This is a genomic window from Metabacillus sediminilitoris, from assembly GCF_009720625.1.
Classification (GTDB): Bacteria; Bacillota; Bacilli; order Bacillales; family Bacillaceae; genus Metabacillus; species Metabacillus sediminilitoris.
On the sequence record NZ_CP046266.1, the window covers coordinates 1,602,519 to 1,628,130 of the forward strand.

General features: G+C 35.9%; 25 protein-coding genes. 16 read left to right on the top strand and 9 right to left on the bottom strand.

Going from position 1 to position 25,612, the window contains the following annotated elements:
• Positions 1-214 precede the first annotated feature (214 nt).
• The 3 genes from GMB29_RS07790 to GMB29_RS07800 are packed head-to-tail and all read right to left on the bottom strand — an operon-like array spanning position 215 to position 4,161.
• A complete protein-coding gene (locus GMB29_RS07790; protein WP_136351831.1) occupies positions 215-1,120 on the bottom strand; it encodes a carbon-nitrogen hydrolase in 906 nt (301 codons plus the stop codon).
• A gap of 32 nt (positions 1,121-1,152) precedes the next feature.
• Positions 1,153-2,778: an amidohydrolase gene (locus tag GMB29_RS07795; RefSeq protein ID WP_136351830.1), complete on the bottom strand. Its 1,626-nt coding sequence runs from the start codon at positions 2,776-2,778 to the stop codon at positions 1,153-1,155.
• Between the two features lie 27 nt (positions 2,779-2,805).
• The gene (locus tag GMB29_RS07800) at positions 2,806-4,161 is read right to left on the bottom strand and encodes an APC family permease (RefSeq protein ID WP_136351829.1); all 1,356 of its coding nucleotides are present in this window, start codon (positions 4,159-4,161) and stop codon (positions 2,806-2,808) included.
• A gap of 440 nt (positions 4,162-4,601) precedes the next feature.
• On the opposite strand from GMB29_RS07800, the gene GMB29_RS27270 reads away from it, so the two are divergent.
• From GMB29_RS27270 to GMB29_RS07805, 3 genes are all read left to right on the top strand, one after another.
• The gene (locus tag GMB29_RS27270; protein WP_235883126.1) at positions 4,602-4,679 is read left to right on the top strand and encodes an LA2681 family HEPN domain-containing protein; all 78 of its coding nucleotides are present in this window, start codon (positions 4,602-4,604) and stop codon (positions 4,677-4,679) included.
• A gap of 89 nt (positions 4,680-4,768) precedes the next feature.
• Positions 4,769-4,954 (top strand): LA2681 family HEPN domain-containing protein, encoded by a 186-nt coding sequence (locus GMB29_RS27275; protein ID WP_227551586.1) that lies wholly within the window; start codon positions 4,769-4,771, stop codon positions 4,952-4,954.
• A 317-nt stretch (positions 4,955-5,271) separates the two neighbouring features.
• On the top strand, positions 5,272-5,478 hold the full coding sequence (locus GMB29_RS07805) for an ATP-binding protein (protein ID WP_227551589.1): 207 nt from the start codon (positions 5,272-5,274) through the stop codon (positions 5,476-5,478).
• Between the two features lie 74 nt (positions 5,479-5,552).
• On the opposite strand, the gene GMB29_RS07810 is transcribed toward GMB29_RS07805, so the two are convergent.
• The gene (locus GMB29_RS07810) at positions 5,553-6,476 is read right to left on the bottom strand and encodes a magnesium transporter CorA family protein (protein ID WP_168733767.1); all 924 of its coding nucleotides are present in this window, start codon (positions 6,474-6,476) and stop codon (positions 5,553-5,555) included.
• A gap of 250 nt (positions 6,477-6,726) precedes the next feature.
• On the opposite strand from GMB29_RS07810, the gene GMB29_RS27810 reads away from it, so the two are divergent.
• Positions 6,727-6,996, top strand: coding sequence for a hypothetical protein (locus GMB29_RS27810; protein WP_136351827.1), 270 nt, complete (start codon positions 6,727-6,729; stop codon positions 6,994-6,996).
• 157 nt (positions 6,997-7,153) lie between these two features.
• The gene (locus GMB29_RS07820) at positions 7,154-7,408 is read left to right on the top strand and encodes a GlsB/YeaQ/YmgE family stress response membrane protein (RefSeq protein WP_136351826.1); all 255 of its coding nucleotides are present in this window, start codon (positions 7,154-7,156) and stop codon (positions 7,406-7,408) included.
• Positions 7,409-7,446: 38 nt separating this feature from the next.
• Here the strand turns inward: GMB29_RS07820 and GMB29_RS07825 are convergent, their stop codons facing one another.
• Positions 7,447-9,993, bottom strand: coding sequence for a bifunctional diguanylate cyclase/phosphodiesterase (locus GMB29_RS07825; protein ID WP_196305235.1), 2,547 nt, complete (start codon positions 9,991-9,993; stop codon positions 7,447-7,449).
• 185 nt (positions 9,994-10,178) lie between these two features.
• Between GMB29_RS07825 and GMB29_RS07830 the strand changes: the two genes are divergently transcribed.
• Both GMB29_RS07830 and spoIIP read left to right on the top strand, forming a co-directional pair.
• The gene (locus GMB29_RS07830) at positions 10,179-10,727 is read left to right on the top strand and encodes a GNAT family N-acetyltransferase (RefSeq protein ID WP_136351824.1); all 549 of its coding nucleotides are present in this window, start codon (positions 10,179-10,181) and stop codon (positions 10,725-10,727) included.
• A 65-nt stretch (positions 10,728-10,792) separates the two neighbouring features.
• The gene (gene spoIIP, locus GMB29_RS07835; protein ID WP_227551592.1) at positions 10,793-11,953 is read left to right on the top strand and encodes a stage II sporulation protein P; all 1,161 of its coding nucleotides are present in this window, start codon (positions 10,793-10,795) and stop codon (positions 11,951-11,953) included.
• A 44-nt stretch (positions 11,954-11,997) separates the two neighbouring features.
• On the opposite strand, the gene GMB29_RS07840 is transcribed toward spoIIP, so the two are convergent.
• The 3 genes from GMB29_RS07840 to GMB29_RS07850 form a co-directional block, all read right to left on the bottom strand.
• Entirely contained in the window at positions 11,998-13,380 is a 1,383-nt protein-coding gene (locus GMB29_RS07840) for an amino acid permease (RefSeq protein WP_406600318.1), read from the bottom strand.
• Positions 13,381-13,403: 23 nt separating this feature from the next.
• Positions 13,404-13,835, bottom strand: coding sequence for a gas vesicle accessory protein GvpU (gene gvpU, locus GMB29_RS07845; RefSeq protein WP_136351823.1), 432 nt, complete (start codon positions 13,833-13,835; stop codon positions 13,404-13,406).
• 254 nt (positions 13,836-14,089) lie between these two features.
• Entirely contained in the window at positions 14,090-14,362 is a 273-nt protein-coding gene (locus GMB29_RS07850; RefSeq protein WP_136351822.1) for a hypothetical protein, read from the bottom strand.
• Between the two features lie 196 nt (positions 14,363-14,558).
• On the opposite strand from GMB29_RS07850, the gene GMB29_RS07855 reads away from it, so the two are divergent.
• Both GMB29_RS07855 and GMB29_RS07860 read left to right on the top strand, forming a co-directional pair.
• Complete coding sequence (locus tag GMB29_RS07855) at positions 14,559-15,353, top strand: ABC transporter ATP-binding protein (RefSeq protein ID WP_227551595.1); 795 nt, start codon at positions 14,559-14,561, stop codon at positions 15,351-15,353.
• Positions 15,354-15,582: 229 nt separating this feature from the next.
• Positions 15,583-16,452: a cation diffusion facilitator family transporter gene (locus GMB29_RS07860; protein ID WP_136351820.1), complete on the top strand. Its 870-nt coding sequence runs from the start codon at positions 15,583-15,585 to the stop codon at positions 16,450-16,452.
• 138 nt (positions 16,453-16,590) lie between these two features.
• Here GMB29_RS07860 and GMB29_RS07865 read toward each other — a convergent pair whose 3' ends face one another.
• Entirely contained in the window at positions 16,591-17,601 is a 1,011-nt protein-coding gene (locus tag GMB29_RS07865; RefSeq protein WP_136351819.1) for a LacI family DNA-binding transcriptional regulator, read from the bottom strand.
• Positions 17,602-17,816: 215 nt separating this feature from the next.
• Between GMB29_RS07865 and GMB29_RS07870 the strand changes: the two genes are divergently transcribed.
• The 7 genes from GMB29_RS07870 (at position 17,817) to glpK (ending at position 25,558) form a co-directional block, all read left to right on the top strand.
• A complete protein-coding gene (locus GMB29_RS07870) occupies positions 17,817-18,824 on the top strand; it encodes a TRAP transporter substrate-binding protein (RefSeq protein ID WP_227551598.1) in 1,008 nt (335 codons plus the stop codon).
• Between the two features lie 24 nt (positions 18,825-18,848).
• Positions 18,849-19,382: a TRAP transporter small permease gene (locus GMB29_RS07875; protein ID WP_136351817.1), complete on the top strand. Its 534-nt coding sequence runs from the start codon at positions 18,849-18,851 to the stop codon at positions 19,380-19,382.
• Positions 19,383-19,398: 16 nt separating this feature from the next.
• On the top strand, positions 19,399-20,694 hold the full coding sequence (locus GMB29_RS07880) for a TRAP transporter large permease (protein ID WP_136351816.1): 1,296 nt from the start codon (positions 19,399-19,401) through the stop codon (positions 20,692-20,694).
• Positions 20,695-20,720: 26 nt separating this feature from the next.
• Entirely contained in the window at positions 20,721-23,129 is a 2,409-nt protein-coding gene (locus GMB29_RS07885; protein WP_136351815.1) for a glycoside hydrolase family 31 protein, read from the top strand.
• 74 nt (positions 23,130-23,203) lie between these two features.
• The gene (locus GMB29_RS07890) at positions 23,204-23,755 is read left to right on the top strand and encodes a glycerol-3-phosphate responsive antiterminator (RefSeq protein WP_319941490.1); all 552 of its coding nucleotides are present in this window, start codon (positions 23,204-23,206) and stop codon (positions 23,753-23,755) included.
• Positions 23,756-23,805: 50 nt separating this feature from the next.
• Positions 23,806-24,027: a hypothetical protein gene (locus GMB29_RS07895; protein ID WP_136351813.1), complete on the top strand. Its 222-nt coding sequence runs from the start codon at positions 23,806-23,808 to the stop codon at positions 24,025-24,027.
• Positions 24,028-24,067: 40 nt separating this feature from the next.
• Positions 24,068-25,558: a glycerol kinase GlpK gene (gene glpK, locus GMB29_RS07900; RefSeq protein WP_136351812.1), complete on the top strand. Its 1,491-nt coding sequence runs from the start codon at positions 24,068-24,070 to the stop codon at positions 25,556-25,558.
• The last annotated feature ends 54 nt before the right edge of the window (positions 25,559-25,612 follow it).

A 25,612-nucleotide genomic window follows, 5' to 3' on the forward strand; every position in this document is an offset into this window, starting at 1 on the left:
CACTTACTTCAAAATAGTAGGGATCACAAAGGAAAGAATCCATTTTAATCAATTTTATTAAAATGGATTCTTTTTATTTATTACAAAAATCTTGGTTTGTAAGGTGTTGTGCTCAAACTTTATTTCAAGACTACATATAGCATCGTAAAAAATCGGTAACTGCTCCATGCCCCTTTTATTTTAAAGGACTATTTACTTGCTTTTTGAGATTTTTTTATTCGTTAGCTAATAAAGCTTTGTTTGTTCTTTTTTTTACAGTAGAGGGTGTTGGAAGCATTTCCTTTTGTAATAGAGGGGCGTATGTGTCGACACGACGGTCCCTAAAGAATTGTAGAATTTTCCTTGTATTTTCTATTTCTTTTAAATCAATCTCTTGTACGATAATTCCTTCTTCATCATCAAGTGAAGCTAAAATATTCCCTAATGTATCGCTAATGAATGAACCACCGTAAAAATTCATGTCCTTTTCCTGACCAACTCGATTGGTTGCAGCAACAAATACACCATTAGAAATACCATGAGCTGAAATTGCCTTTTCCCAGGATGATCGTGTAGATAACTCAGGATGATCTGGCTCTGAACCAATAGCAGAAGGATAGAATAATATCTCAGCCCCTTGTAAGCTCAAAATTCGAGCAACCTCAGGGAACCATTCGTCCCAGCAAATCCCAATCCCTATTTTTCCATAAGCAGTTTCATAGACAGGATACCCAGTATTGCCAGGAACAAAATAATATTTTTCATGATACTGCGGACCATCTGGAATATGATTTTTTCTAGTAATACCTAAACATTCTCCATCAGCATCAAATACAGCTGCACTATTAAAATAAATACCAGCACCTGCTCTTTCGTAAAAAGGAACAATCAAAACAATTCCTAATTTCTTTGCCAATTCACCCATTTCGGCTAATGTGCCACTATCTACATCTTCTGCTAAATCATAATTTTCCACGTTTACCGTTTGCGGAAAATACTGTGAAGAGAATAATTCCTGTAAACAAACAATTTGTGCCCCTTTATGTACCGTTTCTTTAATTTTCTCTATCGTTTTTTGAATATTTTCCTCAATATATTCCCCGCAATGAATTTGAATAAGACCAACTTTTACTTTTGACATTTCCTCACTACCTTCTTTTTTATTTTTTAATCTTATACTGTTGGGACGACCTGGTTTTCATATATAATCTTTCCATCCATAATCGTCATTTTTACTTCAGTTTCAAGAATTTCCTCTGTTGATATATTGAATAAATTTTTATTTAACACTACGATATCCGCGATCTTTCCTGCTTCTAATGTACCTAATTCTTTTTCTCTGAAAGACCCAAATGCTGGTGTAGCCGTGTAGAATTTTAATGCTTGTGCTAATGTAACACCTTCTGACTTTTGCCACGCTTTCCCGTTTAAATCTTTTCTCGTGATTGCCTGATAGATACCCATCATAGGGTTTAGAGGTACTACCGGAAAATCTGTACCAAAGGCAGCCTTAGCACCAGTATCTACTATTGTCTTGATAGGATAATAGAGAGGTTTTTGTTCTTCACTAATTCTAGCTGTATATGCCTCACTTTCCATTAATTCAATATGTTTGGGTTGAAAGGAAGCGATTACACCTAATTCCTTAAAGCGATGGACATCGTCCGTATGCAATACCTCAACATGTTCAATGACATGTCTAGCATCTCTTACCCCATTTTCGTTTCTCGCTTCTTCAAATGCATCTAATGCTAAGCGGACAGCACCGTTACCAATAGCATGGAAACGAATTTGGAATTTTTCCTTATCGGCCTTTTTTACTAATTGTTTAATTGTTTCAGATGGATACGTGGTTCCACCTTTTGTTTCTGGGCGGTCTTTATACGGATCCAGCAAAAACGCAGTATGGCTGGTTACAACACCATCTATAAATTGTTTTAATCCAGAAAAGGTAAGCTTATCTGATTGATAATTTATTTGTAATTCCTTTGCTTCAGCTAAATCCATTTTTAACTCTGGTGAAAAGTGAATTCTAGTTGTAAGTAACCCTTCTCTATCAAATTCTTTAAAAATTTCAAGATCGTCTAATAGGTTTGGTGCAATTTTAGCTCCATATAAATCATTAACGGATGTGATTCCTAATCTTTTTGTTTCACTTAGGAAGTCTTGGAATAGTTGTACACGCTTTTCTTTTGGTAATTTGTATGCATGTTCTGTTGCATAACCAATTGCATGTTCAAATAAAAGGCCTGTCAGTTCACCGTTTTCGTCTTTTCCAATTTCTCCATATTCAGGATCAGGTGTATCCTTCGTTAATTGAATCATTTCTATTGCTTTACTATTTAACCATGCGTAATGCACTTCTGCATTGAATAATAAAACTGGACGATCAAAAATATACTTATCTAATGTGGTTCGATGTGGCAGAACTTTTTCTTTCCATTTGGTATGATCCCATCCTACACCAAATATCCACTCATCATTAGGTCTTGTTTCTACAAATTTAGCTACTATTTTAGCTGCTTCTTCTTCTGAAGTTGCATCAAATAATTTGACACTATCCTTCTGTAGAATACTACCCATCATTATGTGCATATGAAAATCATGAAATCCCGGAATAATTAGTTCCTCTTCCATGTCAAATACTTTTGTTTGGTCTCCAATGAGTGACCATATTTCTTCTTTAGGGCCGATCTCAATAATTTTATTATCTTTAATAGCAATAGTTGCTTTTATTGGCTCATCTTGCAGCCCCGTAAAAACATATTTACTAGAAAGAATGATGTCTGCTTTTACCATTTTTATCCCCCTTAATAGATCTAGATTTTATGTTTGAATTTCATTTACCTCGGCACGATCAATAGAAAGCTCTGGTGGCCGTTTATTAAACATTTTCGTAGTAGAGAGGAGCATGATGAAGCCAATTCCGAACCATCCTAGTCCGAGTATAAGCGCCTTTGAATCGAGGCTAGTCCATAACCAAATTGTGAAACTAACACCAATCAGTGGACAAATTAGATATTTTAGTGTGTTAATTCCGTTTCTTTGTTTCTCTCTAATAAAATAATGAGAAATAACTGAAATATTAACAAATGTAAATGCAACAAGCGCTCCAAAGTTAATAAAGGATGATGCTGTTACTAAATCAACAAATAAAGCAGATAAAGCGAAAATGCCAACTAAGATAATATTGTATGTTGGTGTTCCAAATTTCGGATGAATATGACCAAATATTCGCTTAGGAAGGACTCCGTCTCTTCCCATTGCATACAATAGTCGCGAAACGCTTGCGTGAGATGATAAACCAGATGCTAGCCCCCCAGTAATAAATCCTGCTAGAAAAATAGATTGGAATAAATTGCCCCCAACGTAGATAGCAATTTCTAAAGCAGCAGAATCTGAATCTTTAAAGGATTGGAAGTTTGGGTAAACAAGGTGACTAAGGTATGAGATGGTGATAAACAAACCACCTCCTATTAATGCGACAAGGAAAATAGCCTTCGGTATTATTTTTTTAGGATTAATGGTCTCTTCTGAAAATGTAGTAACAGAATCAAATCCTAAAAAAGATAAACACAAAATAGAAGAACCTGCTAATACTAAAGATAGTGGTATATCTCCATTCACAAATGGAGAACTCATAAATAATGTTCCTGAACCCATTCCGTTAAGCAACCCTTTAATACAGAGGAATGTGAATATAGCTATTATCAAGAATTGACAGGCAACTAATAAAAGATTTATCTTTGTTGCTATTTTTACTCCGATTACATTTACAATGGTGATTAAAATTAAGAAACCAATTAACCATACCGAAAAAGGAATGGATGGGAAGTAAGAATTTAAGTAAATAGCTATTAGTAAACCATTAATCATTGGCAAAAATAAATAGTCTAATAGTATAACCCAACCTACTAAAAATCCAATATGAGGGTTAAGTGCCTTTCGAGTATATGTATAAGCAGAACCAGCAACAGGGTAGGCTTTAACCATTTGACCATAACTGTATGCTGTAAACAACATACCAATTAAAGCTATTATATAAGCAGCTGGTACCATTCCTTTTGTAATTTCCGCAACAACCCCATAAGTGGAAAACACGGTTGTAGGTGCCATATAAGCCAATCCAAATAATACTAAAGGAAATATTGTTAATGAACGTTTTAGTTTTAAATTTTCCATGTATCACTCCACCTTTTAATCGTATTTAATTTACTTATTGCAAATATCATGCCAAGTGGAGTTCGATTAATTTAGTCATTGAACTGAATAGTTTTCTAAATAGTTATACTGTATGCAATTTTTTAAACAGTTTAGTTTTATGCAATATAACATTAATTATTTAATTTTGCATAATTAATTTTTTTAAATGTAAGCGTAAAAGAAATCCCTACATATGAACAGGATGGGGGATGACTGCTAAACTAATTGAAGCAGTTTCCGCTAGTTATGATAGCACATTCAAAGGAGGACTCTGAAGAAGAAATCAGCTATCGGAAATGGTGTGTTGAAAATAACTTGTTCCTAAATACGTTAAATGATGCTTTGCCTTATTCAGTCTCTGCAACTGATATTACCTAAACATTGTTACTAAAATCTATGTATGGCCAAGATTTCATGACATGTTTAATCAGATAAAGCAGGAATATGTATCTGCTAGGTTCATGGTGTACGATGCATTATCCTTAAATAGGGATTAAGGAAAGCGATGTATCCTACCGTTCTATATGGCAGGGACGGATTAATAAGGAAAAACTCGTACAACTTAAAAGTGAATTTAAAGTCGAGGATGACAGATGAGGAACCATTTAATCTTCCATTAATCGGTCTTTATTGGTTATGTAAAGATATTAGGAAACAAAAGGTAATTCATCACTATATAGAACAGAAAATTGAACATATCTCTAGAATTCGTCATCATTTGGAGCATCGATACTTAAAGGTTCATGATAGTCTTTTGTATCCCAATAACTAGGGAATCCCAGCCGGAAGGAGAGGACCCATTAGCTTATTCCATAACAGTTGATGAATTTAAAAGTGCAGTAATGAAACTCCTTACTTATGTGAGAGAAGGAATTATTTTATTGTTTTCTGTGGCTGTGCACTTGGTAGAACAGCGAAAGAGAAAAAGCGAGAATGCATATGGACGGATTATGCCAATGCATTTGGATCGATATGATGATGATTGGAAACAACTCTTTTAAAAATACTTTTTAGTTAGGGGTATATAATGGGAAGTAACTCAGAGGCGAAAATTTATAAGTTAATTAACAAAAAGACTGAAGGAGACTATTGGGTTATAAACAAGTATGGCATAAAGATAATGAGAGGTTATTACATGACATTCTTTGTTTTGCAAATACTGTGCACGATAGGGATTGCTATATAATGGTTGGTATTTCAGATGATGGAAAGGTTATTGGGCTTAACGGGAGCAGCGGGACAGGTGAGACTCATGCAGGCGTTTACGACGAGGAGGCTCACCGCCCGCCCCGCTAAAAAGCGAGCATCTCTCGCTGCAATCAACTACGCCGCACTATTTGGTAAATAGCAACAAAGTTTGCGAAACAGCCTTATTTAAAAAATGTCCCTTTTTTCTTGCTTTTTAAGAGATCACCCATCCAGCCCTTCATTTTTAAATACATATAGATGGCAATCATTGACACGATGATAATAATTATGGACATAAGATATCCATATTTCCATTCTAGTTCCGGCATAAATTTAAAGTTCATTCCCCATAATGCACCCCAGGCCATTATAGGTGTAAATATAGCTGTCATAACTGTTAATGTTTTCATAATTTCATTGCCCCGATGTGAGGAAACGACTTCTTCTAGATTGATGATCGAATCGAGCTCAGCTTCATATTCATTGATTAAATATAAGGTGCGTTTTAATCTTTTTTGGGTACGAGTGAACAGTTTATTGCTTTCCAGCTCATCAAAATACACTTCATCAATCGCCATCACGAGTTCCTTTATTGGGATGAGCAAGTTATTCCATACAAGTAATTCATGACGTCTTTTATAGATCCTCTCAAGAATATTTGTATTATTTTTTTCATGAATATCCCAAATTAGTTCACGTAACTCTCCTTCAAATTCATCTATTCTGCATAAGTATTCCCTTAGTAATTCTCTAATTATAAGCAAGAAGCCATCCACTGCTGTTTTTGCATGGCGAATGTGTTTTTCCATGAGCTCTTCACTACTATGCGTAAATATCGAAAAATCCAAATTAACAGTAATCAATTGATCCTGTGAAAGATAAAAGTGAAAGATTTTTTGATCATGTTGATCGTTGAATTGTTGTTCATACACAAGGGAACCTTTAATCACATCTTGATCTTGTTCATTTTTTTCAATTTCTAATATATTTGATTTGTTTTGGATATTATCATTTAGCCAATCTCGACTGCTTTTATTTTGTTGATGTTCTATTTCGAACTGATCGATATCATCTTTTGTATAAAGATACCATTTCCAATTATTCAACTGCATAAACTCCCTTCTTACATAAGTTATAGTTATTAATCTTTTTTTGCCCTCTTTCCAGATCAATAAAACATTATAGTAAAAAAAATTAAATGTTTTGATAGATAGAGAAAGGGTAAAAAGAAACAAACATTCACATTAGTGAGTGGAAAGATGGGCAAATTTCCTAAAAGAGCAATTGATCCCTGATAGGAAGAAGTGTTTCAAAAATCTAGTTGGTGAAATTTTTATCTAAAAAGGAGTGAGAAGAATGAATCGTACTTTAGGAATGAAATCTGTTATGGCGATCGGATTAGGAACATCTGTGGTGCTGTGGATGTCTTGTAAACCAAATCGAATTAAGGTGGAAAATACCTTAAGAGAGTGGAAGCGAAAAGTAAAACCGTCTCCAATTGACCAATGTGTCACTCTTCCAGTTGAAAAGGGGGGCAACCCGCATCCACATGATATAGAAGATAACAAAATGGTTAGTGAAGGTGCGATGTATTCTGTGAAATTTTATAATGAGAAAAAACAATAATCGATATGAAAGATTAGAATGACTTTCAAATGAAATGGTTAAGAACCCTTGCTGATGTCGAAATAAAAAGAAATTTGAAAATAGTAGTTTATATCGACATCAACAGGGTATTTAATAAATATCAAATTAAATATAAAATTTAAAAGGAGTGTTAATTATGGGTTTTATTTGGGCTTTAATTATTGGAGGTATTATTGGATGGTTAGCAGGTTTAATTATAGGGCGTGACATTCCAGGTGGAATTATTGGTAATATTATTGCCGGATTTATTGGAGCTTGGTTAGGTTCATTATTATTAGGAGAGTGGGGACCTGAAGCAGGTGGTTTTTATATCATCCCAGCACTAATTGGTGCAATCATCCTAGTATTTATTGTTAGCCTTATTTTAAAAAATATGCGTAAACATGCTTAATAATTAGTAGAGGAGAAGGTGATTGCCTTCTCCTTTTTTCATTCATTCTGCAGCCAGTTCCGCCCCCATACATCCTGCAGTTGTTCTGGGGGAAGGGGATGACTGAAAAAATATCCTTGTCCGATGATTTGGAAATCATTTAGTAAATTTAATTGTTCTTTTGTTTCAATCCCTTCCACAATGATTTTAGTATTAAGGGTTTTTCCTACACCGATAATAGCTTCTAACATTGACATCATCCGACTATTTTGCATGACATTTTCAAGAAGGGATTGATCGATCTTTAATGTATCGATCTCTACGTTTTTAATAACGCTCAATGAAGAGTATCCTGCACCAAAATCGTCAATTGCAACTTTTATTCCCATTTCTTTAATTTCTCGGATGAGAAGTGATGGCTCCTCCGCATTAAGCATAACGCTTTCCGTTATTTCAAATTCAATGAAACTCGGATCGACTTTTTCATCTTCCAAGATTTGCTTTACTTTCAAAGCAAATTCCTTATCCTTGAATTGCCTAGCAGATACATTCACAGATACTTTTATTTTTGGCCGGTTTTGATTTTTCCATTTTTTGATTTGGAGGCAGGCCTCTTTAATCACCCATTCTCCGATCGGTAGAATAAGTCCTGTTTCTTCAGCGATTGGTATAAATTCTACCGGAGACACATTCCCAAACGATGGATACCAGCGAAGCAAGGCTTCCAACCCAATTAGTTTTCCTGTTTGTAAATCTACTTGTGGTTGATAGAAGAGCTTAAATTCATTTTGTTCAATCGCCAGACTTAAGGCGTTTTTAATTTGCCGTTTTCGTATTGCTTTCTTATTGAGATCTTCCGTGAAGAACTGGTAATTGTTCTTTCCCTTTTCTTTCGCTAAATACATGGCTAAATCAGCTTGCTTAATCAGTGTTTCTCCGTCACATGTAAAGTCTAAATTCATACTGATTCCAATACTTAATGTCACAATAACTTTGTTTTCAAAGAGAAGAATTGGTGTATTCATCTCTGTTAAGATTCGTTCAGCAACTTGTCTAGCTTCATTTTTCGTTATATTTTCTAAAATGATAATAAATTCATCTCCGCCCATTCTGGAGATATTATCTTTCTTTCTAAGACAATGTTGTAATCGTTCTGATATTTGCTGGAGAAAGAGATCTCCTGCATGATGTCCTAATGTGTCATTGATAGTTTTAAAGTCGTCGAAATCAATTGTTAGAATCGCAAAAGGCTGTTTGTTATCATTGGAATTTTTAGTAACATTCGTGAGTTTTTTGTAAAACCAATGCCGATTAGGAAGACCAGTGAGTTGATCAGTATAAGCTAATTCTTTTATTTTTTTCTGAGATTGTTTTTTCTCAGTAATATCCCTTACTATAGCAAAAACACCATCAATTCTTCCGTGTTTTTTTATTGGGACAGCACTAATGTCTACTTCGATTATTCTTCCGAATTTATCATAAAGCTCTAGTTCAACATGTAAGGAATATCCTTTTATTACACTTGAAAAATCCTTATTAACATTCTTTTCATTATTTGCGATAATTGCGGAATAGGTCATTGTCAGTAACTCTTTTTTTGAGAAGTGTGTAAGCTTTTCAGCCATATGATTTACATTTTTAAAATGGCCTTGTAAATCCATTTCAAAGACGGAATCAAGATTGTGGTCGAACAATGAACGGTACTTTTCCTCATTTTCTTCTAATAACAACAGTGCCTCTTTTTCTTTTGATATATCTTTGGCAATTCCAAATACCCCAATAATTTTTGAATCTACAATGATTGGTAAAATAACACTATGTAAATGAATCTTTTTTCCATTTTTATGGATGCCAACTGTCTCGTAATATTGTTGGTTACCCTCTAAAGCATTTTGAAAATGGAAAGAAGTTTTTGCTAATAGATCAGGGCTAATTACTTTGTGAAAAGTCATTGCTAATAGTTCATCTTTTGTATAGCCTAACATGTTAACTAATGCTTGATTTGTTTCTGTTATTTTTCCAGTAGGATCAAGGGAATAAATACCGTCTGGATTATGTTCAAAGAGAGATTGGTAACGCTGCCTTTTTTCTTCTAATTCTCTACTAATCCGTTTTTGTTCAGTAATTTCTCTTATGATAAGTTGAATTCCGGGTTTATGTTCATACATGATGCTAGTACCGGTAATTTCTACATCCATAATATTACCTTGTGGTGTAATGATTTGTTGTTCCATTGTCTTAGCTTTGTGGCCATTTTTCATCTGTTGGATCCGTTTTACAACAATTTCTTTATAATCAGGAGGTACAAAATCAATAATTGATTTTCCAATCAGTTCGTCTTTATTTGAGGCACCGACCATGTTTAATCCTGCTTCATTGATGAAAATAATTTTCTCTTCACAATGAACAACAATGGCATCAGGAGAAAGTTCAACTAAGTTAAGAAAACGATCTTCACTTTCTCGGAGCTTTACAAGTATTTTATTTTTAGAAAGCACTGTACGATAGAGTATAATGGCTAAAACAAGTGTAACAATCACAAAGAAAGGTATGAATACTAGCTGAAGGAATTCATGCATATATCTTTCTTCTCCTTTTTCAAGCATACGAAGATTATTCCCAAAAAGGCCTTGTATAATGTGGGTGCACAACATATTATGAGAAATAATTAGGAAATGGAATCAGTGTGTGGAAGATGGGGATTGGCCTTCATAAGGGTGATGGCTTAGTGAGAATAAAAGAAGAAAATCCTTCATACCACTGATGAAGGATTTTAGAGGAGGAGCCAAAATTGAAACTAAAAAGCAAGAATATATTCCTTAAAAACCTTGAAGTCACTGATGCTGACGCCTTATTGAAGCTTGAACTAAAAAATAAGGATTTTTTTCAAACTTATACCTCGTTACGAGCTGATTCGTTTTATACATTAGAAGGTCAAGTTACACGTATAAAGAGGAATGAGCAATTACTTGAAGATGATCAATATTATTTTTTCGGTATTTTTCTCAATGATACAGATGAGTTAATTGGTGTTATTATGTTGTCCGAAGTATTGCGAGGATCACTGCAATCTTGTTATGTCGGGTATTTCCTTGATCGAAAGAATAATGGTAAAGGGTTTATGACGGAAGCAGTTCGTTTAGTGGTGAGATTTGCTTTTGAACAACTAAAATTACATAGATTGGAAGCAGGTGTTATGCCGCATAATCTTGGATCAATCAGAGTTCTAGAAAAAGCTGGTTTTCATAAAGAGGGAATCGCCAAGAAAAATGTAAAAATAAATGGGAGATGGGAAGACCATCAGATTTTGGCTATTATAAATGAGGATCATTCGATATAAAATCTTCCTAACTCTAGAAATATAAGTGAACCCCCTTCATATACATAACTGAAGGGGGTTGTACGGTGAAACCAAAAGATCTTTTCTTATTTAAACTTCTTTACTACCCATTATTGCTAGTCATGATCGTGTTTACCTTGATCGGCTTGACGATTATGATGAATATCACCATTGATTCCAGGAGTATTCAACGAACAATTGGTGAAGTAAACACAGAGCAATTATTTGTTCATATCTTAAAATCAGAAAATCATTATTTCTACCCTAATCAAAATGACCCCTTATTTACAACTTCTACGATATCTGAATTAGCGATCCGCTTAGCAACGAGCATTAAACCGACTGATGCCCGTACGTTCCTTGGAAACGAATTACCTGGATTAAGACTCTATGATACGGAGATTGCTGTTGCAGGTGAAGGGACGAACTTGAGCAATATTCCGTATGAATCACCACCACCGACAGATGTTTTGTTTAATGAACGAAAAGTTGCGGAAGAAAAATTAAAAGAGAGACAAACTTCAGATGAAGATCAACAGCCCATTGCAAATCCGGAAGAAAAAACGGTTTTTATTTATCAGAGCCATAGCTGGGAGTCATTTCTTCCATTATTACAAGGAGCTAAAAACCCAAATGATGCCCTTAGCTCTGATGAACGTGTCAATGTGGTTGGACTTGGAGAACGGTTAGCGCAAAATTTAATGAAGAATGGTATTGGTGTTGCACACGATAAAACCAACATGACACAGGCCTTACACAAAAAGGGTTGGAATACGACCGAAGCTTATACGTTATCTGGGACAATTGTTGATACAGCGGTCGCTTCAAATAATAAACAACTAAATTACTTTATTGATCTACACCGTGATTCTGCTCGAAAAAATTTAACAACGAAAACAATAAATGGCAAGAATTACGCAAGGCTTTATTTTGTTGTTGGGAAAGAACATAAAAATTATTTAGAAAATCTTGATTTTGCAAAAAAACTTCATCAAGAATTGGAGAAGCATTATCCTGGTATTAGCAGGGGTGTCTTCCTAAAATCAAAAAGTGAGGGGAATGGTGTTTACAATCAAGATGTTTCGAATAAAGCGATGTTAATAGAGATTGGTGGGGTTGATAATAATTTGGATGAGCTCGAAAATACAGTGGATGTTTTTTCAAGTGTTTTTGCAGATTATTACTGGGCTGAGAATGATTCAAAAGAGGTTAATGGGGATGAATAGTTTAAAATAGCCGAACCCAATTATTCGGCTATTTTAAATGCGAGTTAATAATACCGAATTTTACTGGTTTGTTTTTTCCAATGCTTTTTCATAAATAAACAAACGATAAAGATGATGGCCACAAATAAAATACTGACGAAAAAACCAGGACGAATCGCTTTTTCAAATAATGTCCCCGTTATAGCGGCAATTATTAACAGAATACCTAAATAGGCATATAATTTGCTGCGCACTTTTAATGTCAGTAGGCGTAAGGCAGAAATAATAATAAAAAGCCAATTGTACAAAAGCAGAATGCCTGCTGCCGTTGTGATATATTCATAAATTTTTCCCGGCAGCAGTAAGGCTGTGATAATCGATGCCAATAAACCAACTGTTGCCAGTCCTAACGAAGCAAGTGGCAGGTTCTTTAATTTTTTACTCGTTTTCGCAAAAAAATGTGGTGCATCTCCATCCTTAGCTAATGTTGCAAGCAAATTTGTCACCCCATATAAGGAGGCAGTCATGGTTGAAAAACCAGCAATAATGATTGCTCCGTTAAAGACATGAGGGAAAAAAGGCAGATGATAGTTTGCCATTGCTGTGACAAAGGGGCTTTCCTTTTCATTAAAAGCATCAAGAGAAACCAATGTGACAGCAAGTCCCAGCGATAAAATATAAACGATTGTTAATGCCAAAAGCATAATTGTTCCTGCTTTTTGGGCATCTTCTTTCTTTTTTAACCGCATGGCCATAATCCCGATTACTTCAATACCGCCATAAGCATAAAAGGCATAGATGAGAGATGCCCAAAATCCTTTTACTCCATCTAGAAATAGCTGATCACCTGCAAGCGGAAAGCCGGATGGTTTTATATCACTTTGCAAGAAGCCAAACAAGGCAGCAGCTGCAAGAATAATAAACATGATAATAGCTGCAAATTTAACAATCGCCAAAATGTCTTCAATTTTATCAAAGCCTTTTGTGCCTGTTAATACAACAAAAATCGAAAGAATGGCATATCCTGCGGCAAATACCCATAAAGGGATCGCAGGAAACCAAAAACGGGAAAGGATGGAAAGAGCGGTTAATTGGCTTCCCATCACGAGAATATTTGAGCACCAATAATTCCACCCACAGCTAAAACCAGCCCATTTACCATATGCCTTTCGCGCATAATAGCAAAAGGATCCTTCATGCGGATCTTTAGCTATCATTTTAGCTAAAATTTGAAAAACGATATGTGTTCCAAGTGCAGCTAAAAGAAAAGAAAAAACGATGGAGGCTCCGGTTACTTCGATTCCGATGCTTGAGCCAAGAAAGTAGCCTGTCCCGATCGTACAACCGACACCGATTAACGATAACTGCCACCATTTTAAGTCTCCCTCAGTTTTCCCTTTGCTTGACTTTTGGCCTGCAGCTCCAGAACTACAGCTCATTTTGCTCATCATAAACCTCCTTCATTTCCTTACTAAGTTTGCCTGGTTGAAAAATCAAAAGAAAAACCATCTACAGACGAAATTTTTCCACGCCACCATGTGCTGTTGGAGTAAGTTCTTTCAGCTGCTGCAGATAGGTATGTTGCATGCTTTAAATGAATAAAAGTTGGAGTGAATTCCTTTTCTTCGTTTTCAGAGTCCTCTTGCTTTTGTTTCGCATATGCTTCCTTTAGTGTATTAAATTTTTTAGAAAGGAATTTTGACATTGTTGTATCCTGTAACTGTTTGGATGATTCTGTCACACCTTCATAATAGGCGCTAGCTCCAATAAGTGTACCTGAAATGATTGTACCGTTTACAACGATAGAGATTTCTACTTCAATCCCATCTTCCTCAACCAATGATAATAGCATGAGTAAAACAGCATCATCTGTGCTTATTGGTTCTTGCTCTTTCTTTGCCAAAGGATTCACCTCTTCATCATGATTTGTCCCATTCTTAACGGGCAGTAAAACCCCCTCCTCAAGATTTAAGGGAAGCAATGAAGATAGGGTATGGTATAACTGCCCGTAAAGATCCGACGAAGGACAGGATGTCCAAGTCAGGCAAGACATAAGGACGTGGCGTTTTATGCGTGATAAGTCTCGCTATCCATCAGTGGGGGATGAAGAAAACCCTCACTAATGGAAGTGTCTCGCTTTATTTATTGACAAGAGTCTTACATGTTTTCCGTATCTTTATCTTTTTCATCATGTGGAGGATGTGCCCCCGGGAATTGTCTAGGAAGATCTTGATGCAGATTGCGGTTTTCATATGTGAAATTACTTCTGTATTGTTGACCTTCGATCCAAGGTGTGTGCTTATTTTCAACTGGTTGATGTTTATTAATGGATGAACCAAAAGGACCTTCAGGAAATTCCTCTGCTGTTAAAAATTTCTTTTGAGCTTCTACATTAGAAAAATCAGTGTATTCTTCATCTCTTTCACTCATGTACAGACCTCCTATGTATTAGTTTGTTCAAGGCATGGAACGGAATGCACGTCATATAAAGGTTATTTATTTCACTTTGAGCCTTTTAAATAGTTTGACCGGAATCAAATTTTTTATGAACGTATTTATGATTGATTTAAGATAAAGAAAGGATATGAACGATAGAAAGAGAATTAGCTATAATGAGGTGAGAAGAGTGACAAATTTAATTGAACTATCAAATGTATCATTAAAAAGAAATGGGAATTGGATTTTAAAAGAGATCAGTTGGAACATACAAAAGGATCAGCATTGGGTATTGTATGGGTTAAATGGTGCTGGGAAAACAGCGCTTTTAGATATGCTTTGTGCTTATTATTTTCCAACAGAAGGATATGTATCGGTATTAGGAAAAGTATTTGGCCGTGATTATTTAGCTGAAAAACTGCGGCAAAAAATCGGTCTTGTTTCATCACGGTTACAACAAAAGCTGTATCCGTCAGATACAGCCTATCAGATCGTATTAAGCGGGGCTTTTGCTTCAATCGGGTTATATGAGAGCCCGACAGATGAGATGAGACAAAAGGCGATTGGATTATTAGAGGAATTACAATGTTTATCATATGCGGATAGAATTTATGAAACTCTTTCACAAGGAGAAAGACAAAGGATTTTAATTGCCCGGGCGTTAATGGCTGATCCTGAATTATTAATTTTAGATGAACCAACAACAGGCTTGGATTTTCTTGCACGTGAACAGCTCTTACAAGCATTAGAGACGATTCATTTGCGGACAAATGCACCTACGTTCCTATATGTAACACATCATGTTGAAGAAATATTACCTATCTTTAGTCATACGCTGCTATTAAAAAAAGGGCAGGTTTTTGATTCTGGATTAACTTCAGAGATGATAACAACTGAAAAGCTTTCACAGCTTTTTGAGTGTGATGTTAACGTAACATGGAAGAATGAACGAGCTAGTATTAGAAAACGATTAGTCAATAGATAGGGGACAACAAAATTTAAACATGTTGAATGGAGACTACGATGTTTTGGAATAATTTAAGAAGGGTCAGTTGTTCTACATGTTGTTGTACCTGCTAGAATTGTTTACCAAACGAAACTTTTTTGGACGGATATTACTAGTATTGAATAACGAAACAAGATTGCTATAGACCCACATGATTGTTACTTGTTATTATGTTCAAGTAATTGAAAAGTGGAGGCGGATACATAAAATGGAAGAACAAAAATATAGCGATTTGAAATTAGGGGAACGAGGAGTTATTGTCAGTATCATCGCCTATATTTTTTTATCAGCAATAAAATTATGTGTTGGTTATATGGCAAATTCCGAAGCTCTTAAAGCAGATGGATTGAACAATGCAACAGATATTATTGCTTCAATTGCTGTGTTAATTGGACTGAAGGTATCACAAAAACCTGCTGATAAGGACCATCCTTATGGTCATTGGAAGGCTGAAACTGTTGCTTCAATGGTTGCATCTTTTATTATGATCGTTGTTGGTATTCAAGTTTTAGTTGGAGCGATCCAATCTGTTTTTAATAATCATAATGAAGCACCTGATTTAATTTCTGCTTGGACAGGAATCTTTTGTGCAGTCGTTATGTATTTTGTTTTTCGATATAATAGTAAATTAGGAAAGAAAATTAAAAGCCAGGGGCTAATGGCTGCAGCAAAAGATAATTTGTCAGATGCATTGGTAAGTATTGGAACTGTTATTGGTATTATTGGTTCTCAATTTGCTCTTCCATGGCTTGATCCTCTGACTGCCCTGGTTGTGGGATTGTTAATTTGTAAAACAGCATGGGATATTTTCCGGGATGCATCACATCATTTAACAGACGGTTACGATACAGAGAAGATTCAGGAATTTAAACAAACGGTGCTTTCACAATATGGTGTAAAGGGTGTAAAAGATATTAAAGCAAGGAACTATGGAAATAATTCTGTCGTTGACATTGTAATCCTTGTGAATTCAAACCTCGGAATTCGTGATGCACATGATATTTCAACAAAAGTAGAAGATGTCCTTAAAAAGAAACATGATGTGTATGACGTACATGTTCATGTTGAACCGAATTAATGGCAGTCATTTAGAGGTCAGGCCCCTTAGACCAAAATGTAGAACTTTTAAAGTCCTACATATTGGTTTAAGGGGCCCTTTATTTTGTAGCATCAATTTGTCGTACAATAACTCCTTGTTTTAACCCATCTAAAAATTTCAACTAAATCTTTCATCTGCTTTTACATCAGCTGGAGGTGAACAAGAACCTCTTTTCGTTATGACAGGTTCCATAACTTCAGTTAGAGGGAAGGAATTGGTTTTGTTGATAAGGTCTAGCAAGGAATTGACCATTTTTTCTGCTAATTCACCAATTGGAACACCTACACTAGTTAAAGGGGTTTCTAATCTAGCCATTTGCGGAATATTATCATATGAAATAATAGATATATCTTCAGGAACCTTTAATTTACATTCATTAACCGCTCTTAAAATTCCAACACTAAGATCATAGCTTCCACTAATTAATGCAGTCGGAATCGTTGGGCCTTGTAATAATTTTTTGGTGGCTGTATAGCCATCAAACCATGTCAAACCATCAGTATTTATTGTACTATTTTCATCTGTTTTTAAGCCAATCTCATCCATTGCAACATGGAACCCTTTAAGTTTTTCAATTTGCCGTTTATCTTTATGTGATGGGTAACCTATGTAGCTAATTTTTTGGTGACCCAAATTATTCAGATATGAGACTGCTTCATAGATTGCTTTCCGATGATTAACATCAATAATGGGATAAGGATTATTATTTGCAACCCCATAAGTTAAAATAGGGAGAGTTGATTCAAATGTTTTAACAAGTGGAGTTTCACCTTCGAAGATAATAACTCCATCTACCCTGAATTTATTGAACATTTCCACTGCATGATTCGTATCATTGATTGAAAGCATCATAAAATAGTTATTCTTCACAACTTGGTTATTTATTTCTGTAACAAGAGTTGATAAAGCTGTTTGTTCAATTGTAGGCCAAACAAGGCCAATCGTGTTACTTTTTTTTGACACTAAATTTTTTGCGACAAAGTTTGGAGTATATCCTAAGTCTTTGGCTACCTGTAATATTTTTTTCTTTGTATCAGGTTTTACGAGCGGGCTATCATTTAAAGCCTTTGAAACGGTTGAATAGCTTACTCCAGATACTTGTGCAATATCTTTTATAGTTACACTCATCATTAACCTCCACAAAATGATAAAAAGAAAACGTTGAAAATTTGTAAAGGAGAACGTATAATGCAAAATAACAACGTTGTTAAAACGAATTATACATGATAGAATCATCACTGTACACTTCTAGCGAAAAATAACAACGTTGTTATTTTTCGCTAGAATACAAAACAAAATGCCATTCATAGAAATCAGATGAATGAATAATGGGGGGAGACTTCTTGAAAAAGATTTTTTTGAGTATTATTGTATGCGCTTTATTGGTGGGGATCCTTTCCTCTTGCAGCAATACAGCATCAGGGGATGAAAACTCTGTTACATTGCGGTTGGCACACAACCAAAGTGAGACTCACCCCGTTCATAAGTCATTAGTAGAATTTGCTGGGCTTGTGGAGGAGAAAACAAATGGATCAATAAAAGTGCAATTATATCCAAATGGCCAGCTAGGGTCTGAGCGTGAAGTGATTGAGTTAACACAGACTGGAGCAGTTGATGTAGCTAAGGTCAGTGCAAGTGCATTAGAGAGCTTTAACGAAGTTTACTCCTTATTTAGCCTTCCTTACTTATTTGATAATAAGGAACATTATTATAGTGTTATGAACAGCGATATTGCACAGGATATTTATCAAACGACAGATAAAATAGGTTTTATCGGTTTAACGTTTTATGATTCAGGCATTCGTAACTTTTATACGAAAAATACGCCGATCATGCATCCAGACGATTTAAAAGGCTTAAAGATTCGCGTACAGCCGAGTGCCACAGCGATCGAGATGATTAAATTAATGGGTGGAGCTCCTACCCCGATGTCATTTGGTGAAGTGTATACGGCTATGCAGTCAGGTGTTATCGATGGTTCTGAAAATAATGAAACCGCTTTAACTGACAACAATCACGGAGAGGTTGCTAAACAATACTCATATAGTGAACATTCAATTGTTCCGGATATTCTGATCATGAGCAATGAAAAATGGCAGGAGCTAACCGAAGAACAAAAACAAGCAATCTCTGAAGCTGCTAAAGAATCAACAGCGTTTCATAAAATAGTGTGGGATGAAGCAATCGAAACAGCAGTGAAGGATGCGAAGGAAAAGGGTGTAACGTTTAGTACACCAGACAAAGAGCCTTTCCAAAAAGCGGTTCAGCCACTTCATGAAAAGTTCTCCGAAATGGAATCGACAGGAAAATATTACAAAGAAATTCGTGAAATGGTAAATCAAGAAGAATAATGTAATAAAAAGGTGGGGATTAACATGCAGACAGTAAGAAAATGGGTAGACCAAACACTTGCATTTTTAACATGTACGTTAATGGGGATCATGGTCCTAATTTCAATCTGGCAAGTATTTACGAGGTATGTATTGAATGCTCCAAGTACGTTTTCCGAGGAATTTTTAAGATATTCATTAATTTGGGTGTCTATGCTTGGCTCAGCTTATGTGTTTGGGAGAAAGAAGCATTTTGCAATCGAATTTATCATAGAAAAATTATCAAAAAAGAAAGCGCTTATTATGAACGTTTTGATTGAAATCGTTATTATTAGCTTTGCTATCATCGTTATGGTCATCGGAGGTTCAAAAACCGTTCTGACTACGATGGCACAATCTTCTGCTGGACTTGGGATACCAATGGGGTATGTTTATCTCTCTCTTCCTGTAAGCGGTATTCTCATTACTGGTTATAGTTTGCTTAGTCTTATTGAGGCGAAAAACAAACCTGAGGTAGATTTAGTAAATGATGATTTAGAAATGTCCTATCAAAAATTAAAAAGTAAAATATTAGAATAATAGGGGGTTGCATGACATGACTTTAACAGCAGGTCTCATTCTGTTGGCAGTATTTTTTATACTGCTGTTTGCAGGAGTTCCAATCGCAATTAGTATTGCAGGAGCTTCCATTGCAACTATGTTAATCATATTCCCGTTTGATGTCGCAGTTTTTACATCTGCACAAAAGATGGTCACGGGACTTGATAGTTTTGCCTTATTAGCTGTTCCATTCTTTGTATTATCTGGGATTATTATGAATAATGGAGGGATTGCGATAAGGTTAATTAATCTAGCGAAGGTACTAGCCGGACGTACGCCGGGTTCATTAGATCATACGAATGTAATTGGTAATATGCTTTTCGGGTCAATTTCAGGTTCTTCAGTAGCTGCAGCTGCAGCAATTGGCGGCGTAATGGCCCCTTTACAAGAGAAAGATGGCTATGATCGAACGTACTCAGCAGCAGTAAATATTGCCTCTGCACCAACAGGACTATTAATCCCGCCAAGCGGTTTGCTCATTATTTATTCTTTAGTAAGTGGTGGTACTTCGGTTGCTGCATTATTCATGGCTGGTTATCTACCTGGAATTTTGTGGGGTCTATCGACTATGGTCGTTGCCTACTTCATTGCGAAAAAAAAGAAGTATCCAATTACAAATAAGGTTACTTTCAAACAAGGCTTAAAGGTATTTCTTGATGCTATACCAAGTCTGTTACTAATTTTCATCGTTCTTGGAGGAATCATTTACGGGGTTTTTACAGCAACAGAAGGAGCAGCGATTGCTGTTGCTTATTCAATCATTCTATCGATTATCTATAAATCTTTCAGTCTAAAAAAGCTTCCTGCTATGCTTCTCGAAACAGTTGAAATGACTGCGGTGATTATGTTAGTCATTGCAACATCGACAATCTTATCAATCGTCATGTCATTTACAGGTATACCAGAAGCGATCAGCACCGGGGTTTTAGGACTAACAGATAACCCGATTATTATTTTGCTTATGATGAATGTCATATTATTAATTATTGGAACATTTATAGATTTAGCACCAGCAGTGCTAATTTTCACACCAATCTTTTTGCCGATAGTTTCATCATTTGGCATGGATCCAGTCCATTTTGGAATCATGATGGCGTTTAATCTCTGTATCGGAAATATTACTCCGCCAGTAGGTGGTGCACTTTTTGCCGGATGCAGTGTTGGAAAGGTGAGTATCGAACAAGTAACGAAACCTCTTTTTCCATTTTACGGAGCGATCACCATCGTTCTTTTACTAGTAACGTATATTCCAGAAATCAGCTTATTTTTACCTAAACTATTTGGCTTGTAAAACATTTACAGATAAGGAGACATCAAATGAGTATTAAAGAGACATATCAGTTTCATTTTTTAGGAGAAAACAACAATATATTAAAGTTTAAATTAATTGACGGTAACACATATGCAAAAATAATGGTGCTTGAAAACGATATTATACGAATTTTGTTTACAGACGGAGATACATTAAAACTAGATAAAACCTGGAGTGTGGCGCCGGGACAAGCAGATGTTCCTTGGGAAGGCCGTGACCGCTTTGATACAAGCGGTTTTTCCCTTCCCCCTTATGAATCTAGCCAAAATGAGGATGAATTCATAGTAGAAACGTCTCTCGTGAAGGCAGTGGTAAAGTTAAATGGATTTAAGATCAGCTGGTTTTACCGTGAAAATTCTGAGTGGGTGAACTTTGCCAATGACCGACAAACTCAAAGCTATAACTTTGATGGCTCACTTGGTCAAGGGATTGCTCATTATTTAAAACGCGATTTAAATGAACAATATTTCGGATTAGGAGAAAAAACGGGTCCAGTTGATAAGCATGGCAAGCGCTATCGAATGCTGACAATTGATGCAATGGGATATGATGCGGAATATAGTGATCCTCTTTATAAACATATTCCATTTTATATCACAAGACAGAAAAATAATGGTTTTTCATTTGGAATTTTCTATGACAATTTGTCCAGCTCTATTTTTGAATTAGGAACTGAGCTTGATAATTATCATGAGTTATACAGATATTATCAAACTGAACATGGTGATTTAGATTACTATATTATCGCTGGTCCAAAAGTAAAGGATGTAACTAGCAAGTTTTCATGGTTAACTGGAAAAACTATTTTTCCGCCAAAATGGAGCTTAGGCTATTCTGGTTCGACAATGAGCTATACGGATGCTCCAGATGCGCAGGAACAATTAAATAAATTCTTAGAGCTTTGTGAAGAACATGATATTTTATGTGACTCGTTCCAATTGTCATCAGGATATACATCAATCGACGATAAACGTTATGTGTTTAATTGGAACCATTCAAAATTTCCGTCTCCAAAAGAGATGGCACAAAATTTCCATGAAAAGGATTTGCGATTGTGTGCAAATATTAAACCAGCATTATTAAAAGATCACCCTTATTTTAATGAGTTAAAAGAAAAAAACATGTTTATAACAAACGCTAAAACAGAAAAACCTGAAATGGCCCAATTTTGGGATGACATTGGTGCTTATTTAGACTTTACGAACAAAGAAACGTATGACTGGTGGAAAGACCAAGTAAAAGAGAAGCTTTTGGAATATGGAATCGATTCTACATGGAACGACAATAATGAATTTGAAATTTGGAGCAAAGATGCTACTTGCCACGGCTTTGGCAGTGAGAAAGAATTTGAGCTTATTCGCGCGCTTCATCCGCTGCTTATGATGAAGGCTTCCTATGAAGCACAGTTAGAATACAATCCTGAATTGCGTCCATATTTAATATCACGCTCAGGCTCTGCGGGGCTGCAACGTTATGTACAAACTTGGACAGGAGATAATCGTACAAGCTGGAAAACATTGAAATACAACATTAAGATGGGAATTGGATTAAGTTTGTCAGGTATTTACAATTTTGGTCATGATGTAGGCGGCTTTTCGGGTCTTGCTCCTGAACCAGAGCTTTTCGTAAGATGGGTGCAAAACGGAATTGTTCATCCAAGGTTTACGATCCACTCTTGGAATGATGACGGAACAGTAAATGAGCCTTGGATGTATCCTGAAATGCTTGATAATATCAGGGGATTGATTAAATTCAGATCAAAGATTATTCCTTATCTTTATACAGCTCTTCATGAGGCACATCAAAACTATCAGCCGATCATTCGACCGACATTTTACGATTTTGAACATGATGAAATGACATTTGAAGAAAATGATGATTTTATGCTAGGTGAGTCTCTCTTGGTTGCTTCTGTTGTCGAAAAAGGCAAATCAGAACGGGAAGTATATTTACCTGAAAATAAGGATGGCTGGTATGACTTTCATACGGGAAAATGGTATGAAGGAGGGCAAACTGTTGTCATTCCGGCACCATTATCATATGTACCATTGCTAGCTAAAGCAGGTGCAATTATTCCAATTAATGAAGCAGAGATCACTTTTGCAACAAAGAATGCAGATGACAGAGGATTCTTATTATTCCCTTGCAAAGATACAGGAAAGTCTTCGTACAGATTATATGAGGATGATGGGTTAACAAACGATTATACACATACATTTGCATATATTCAGGTAGAAATGGAAAGTACAGAAAGCGAGATTTTCGTTACAATTAATAAAGAAGGTTCCTATTCTGTGCCATATGATCAGATCACATTCCACCTTCCTGAAAATGAACAAAGAAAATTAATCGTCAATGGAATAGAGCAGGATTGTAGTAATCAGACTTTTCAAGTTAAGCTAGAAGAAAAATAATTTCATATTTTAATAGTAAGATGATTACATTTTGCTTCTGTCCAAAAAAAAGAAACATTAATTGGGGGATCATGATGGGATTTCAAAATCAGCAGGTACTTCCAGCATTTAGAGAAATGAAGCAGCTTGAACGCTTTTTAAAAAGTGATTATGAGTATGGACTATTATTGGAAAGTCACTTGGGGCAATTACGGGGAATTATGAATGCTGTAAACAAGGCGGAGAAGAAATTAATTTTACATGTGGATCTCATTAATGGTCTAAAAGCGGATGAATATGCCGTGGAATATATATGCCAGGAATTAAAGCCTGCTGGTATTATTTCTACAAAGTCAAATGTTATTTTGAAAGCAAAACAAAAAGGTGTTTACGCCATTCAGCGTGTTTTTCTTTTAGATAGTACATCACTTGAAAAAACTTATAGATTGGTGCCTAAAATAAATCCTGATTTTATTGAAATACTGCCTGGAATCATTCCTTCTCTTATAAAAGAGATCCATGAAAAAACAGGGACGCCAATCTTGGCAGGGGGATTCATTAAATCGGAGCAGGATGTTATACAAGCTTTAGAAGCCGGTGCGACGGCTGTTACAACGTCCAGGCACAATCTGTGGAAAACTTATTAATGAAATAGTCTATTTTAAAGCTCTTTGTTGATTTTGGAGCACTTTGTTGATTGGAACATGCGACTCCTACGGGTTGCGAGTCAAAGGGAGACCCCAAAGGCGATCAGCGCCGAGAAGGCTCCCGGACGGTCCGCGGAAAGAAAATGCCTTTAGCTGCAATCAACAGCCAAGTTTTACAGAGCCATAGAATAAAAAATGATTTGTTTCATACCTTAGCTGATATGAAAAAGTATTTAGAAGTAAATGACCATATTAATGAGGTAGTTTTGTAGAAATGAAGACAAAGTACAGTTAAAGGACGGAGTTTGAACAATGGAAAAATACATCTTAGCTCTTGATCAGGGTACGACTAGTTCAAGAGCAATCCTTTTTAATCAAAAAGGGGAGGTTTTTTATCAAGCACAGGCTGAGTTTAATCAATACTTCCCTAAGCCAGGCTGGGTAGAACATAAGCCGGATGAAATTTGGAGCTCCATTTTATCTGTCATCGCTTCTTGCTTATCAGAATCCGGAGTTAAAGCTAGTCAGATCGCCGGGATTGGAATCACAAATCAACGTGAAACGGCTGTCGTTTGGGATAAAGAGACAGGAAGGCCAATTTATCATGCGATTGTTTGGCAATCCCGACAAACAGACCAAATTTGTGAAGAGTTAAAGGAAAAGGGGTACAATGATCTTTTTCGTGAAAAAACAGGTTTATTAATTGATCCTTATTTTTCCGGAACGAAAGTGAAATGGATCTTAGATCATATTGATGGAGCTAGAGAAAAAGCGGAAAAAGGACAGCTCTTATTTGGAACAATTGATACATGGCTTATTTGGAAATTGACTGGCGGAAAAGCACATGTGACGGATTATTCAAATGCTTCAAGAACCTTAATGTTTAATATTTATGACCTATGCTGGGATGAGGAACTTCTACGCATACTAGACATACCTAAATCTATGCTGCCAGAAGTAAGATCATCTTCAGAAGTGTACGCCAATACGATTGACTATCACTTTTTTGGCGAGTCTGTACCAATTGCAGGTATAGCCGGAGACCAGCAAGCTGCTTTATTCGGTCAGGCTTGTTTTGAAAAAGGAATGGCGAAAAACACATATGGTACTGGTTGTTTTATGTTAATGAATACAGGTGAAAAAGCAGTCCTATCTGATCACGGATTATTGACAACCATTGCCTGGGGAATTAATGGGAAAATTGAATACGCATTGGAAGGAAGTATTTTTGTAGCGGGTTCTGCTATTCAATGGCTTAGGGATGGTCTCCGAATGATTAAGGATGCTAAACATAGCGAAGAGTATGCTGCGAAGGTTCTTTCATCTGATGGCGTGTATGTTGTCCCTGCATTTGTTGGATTAGGTACCCCGTATTGGGATAGTGATGTGAGAGGAGCTGTCTTTGGGTTAACAAGGGGGACAACAAAAGAACATTTTATTAGAGCAACTTTAGAATCACTTGCTTACCAAACGAAAGATGTAGTAGGTGCGATGGAGATAGACTCCGGAATCAAGCTAAAAACATTACGCGTAGATGGTGGAGCTGTCAAAAACCAATTTCTCATGCAATTTCAAAGTGATATTTTAAATGTTCCAGTAGAAAGACCAGCCGTAAACGAAACAACAGCATTAGGTGCAGCATACCTAGCTGGACTTGCAGTTGGTTATTGGAAGGATCAGGATGAGATTTCACAGCAATGGAATAGAGATCTCGTATTAGAACCGCAAATGGAAGAAACAGAAAGAGTGAATTTATGCAGCGGTTGGAAAAAGGCTGTGAAAGCAGCAAGTGTTTTTAAATAATAAGTAAAACAATTATATATAACGATAAGGTTGAATATTCAATTAAATTGTGTT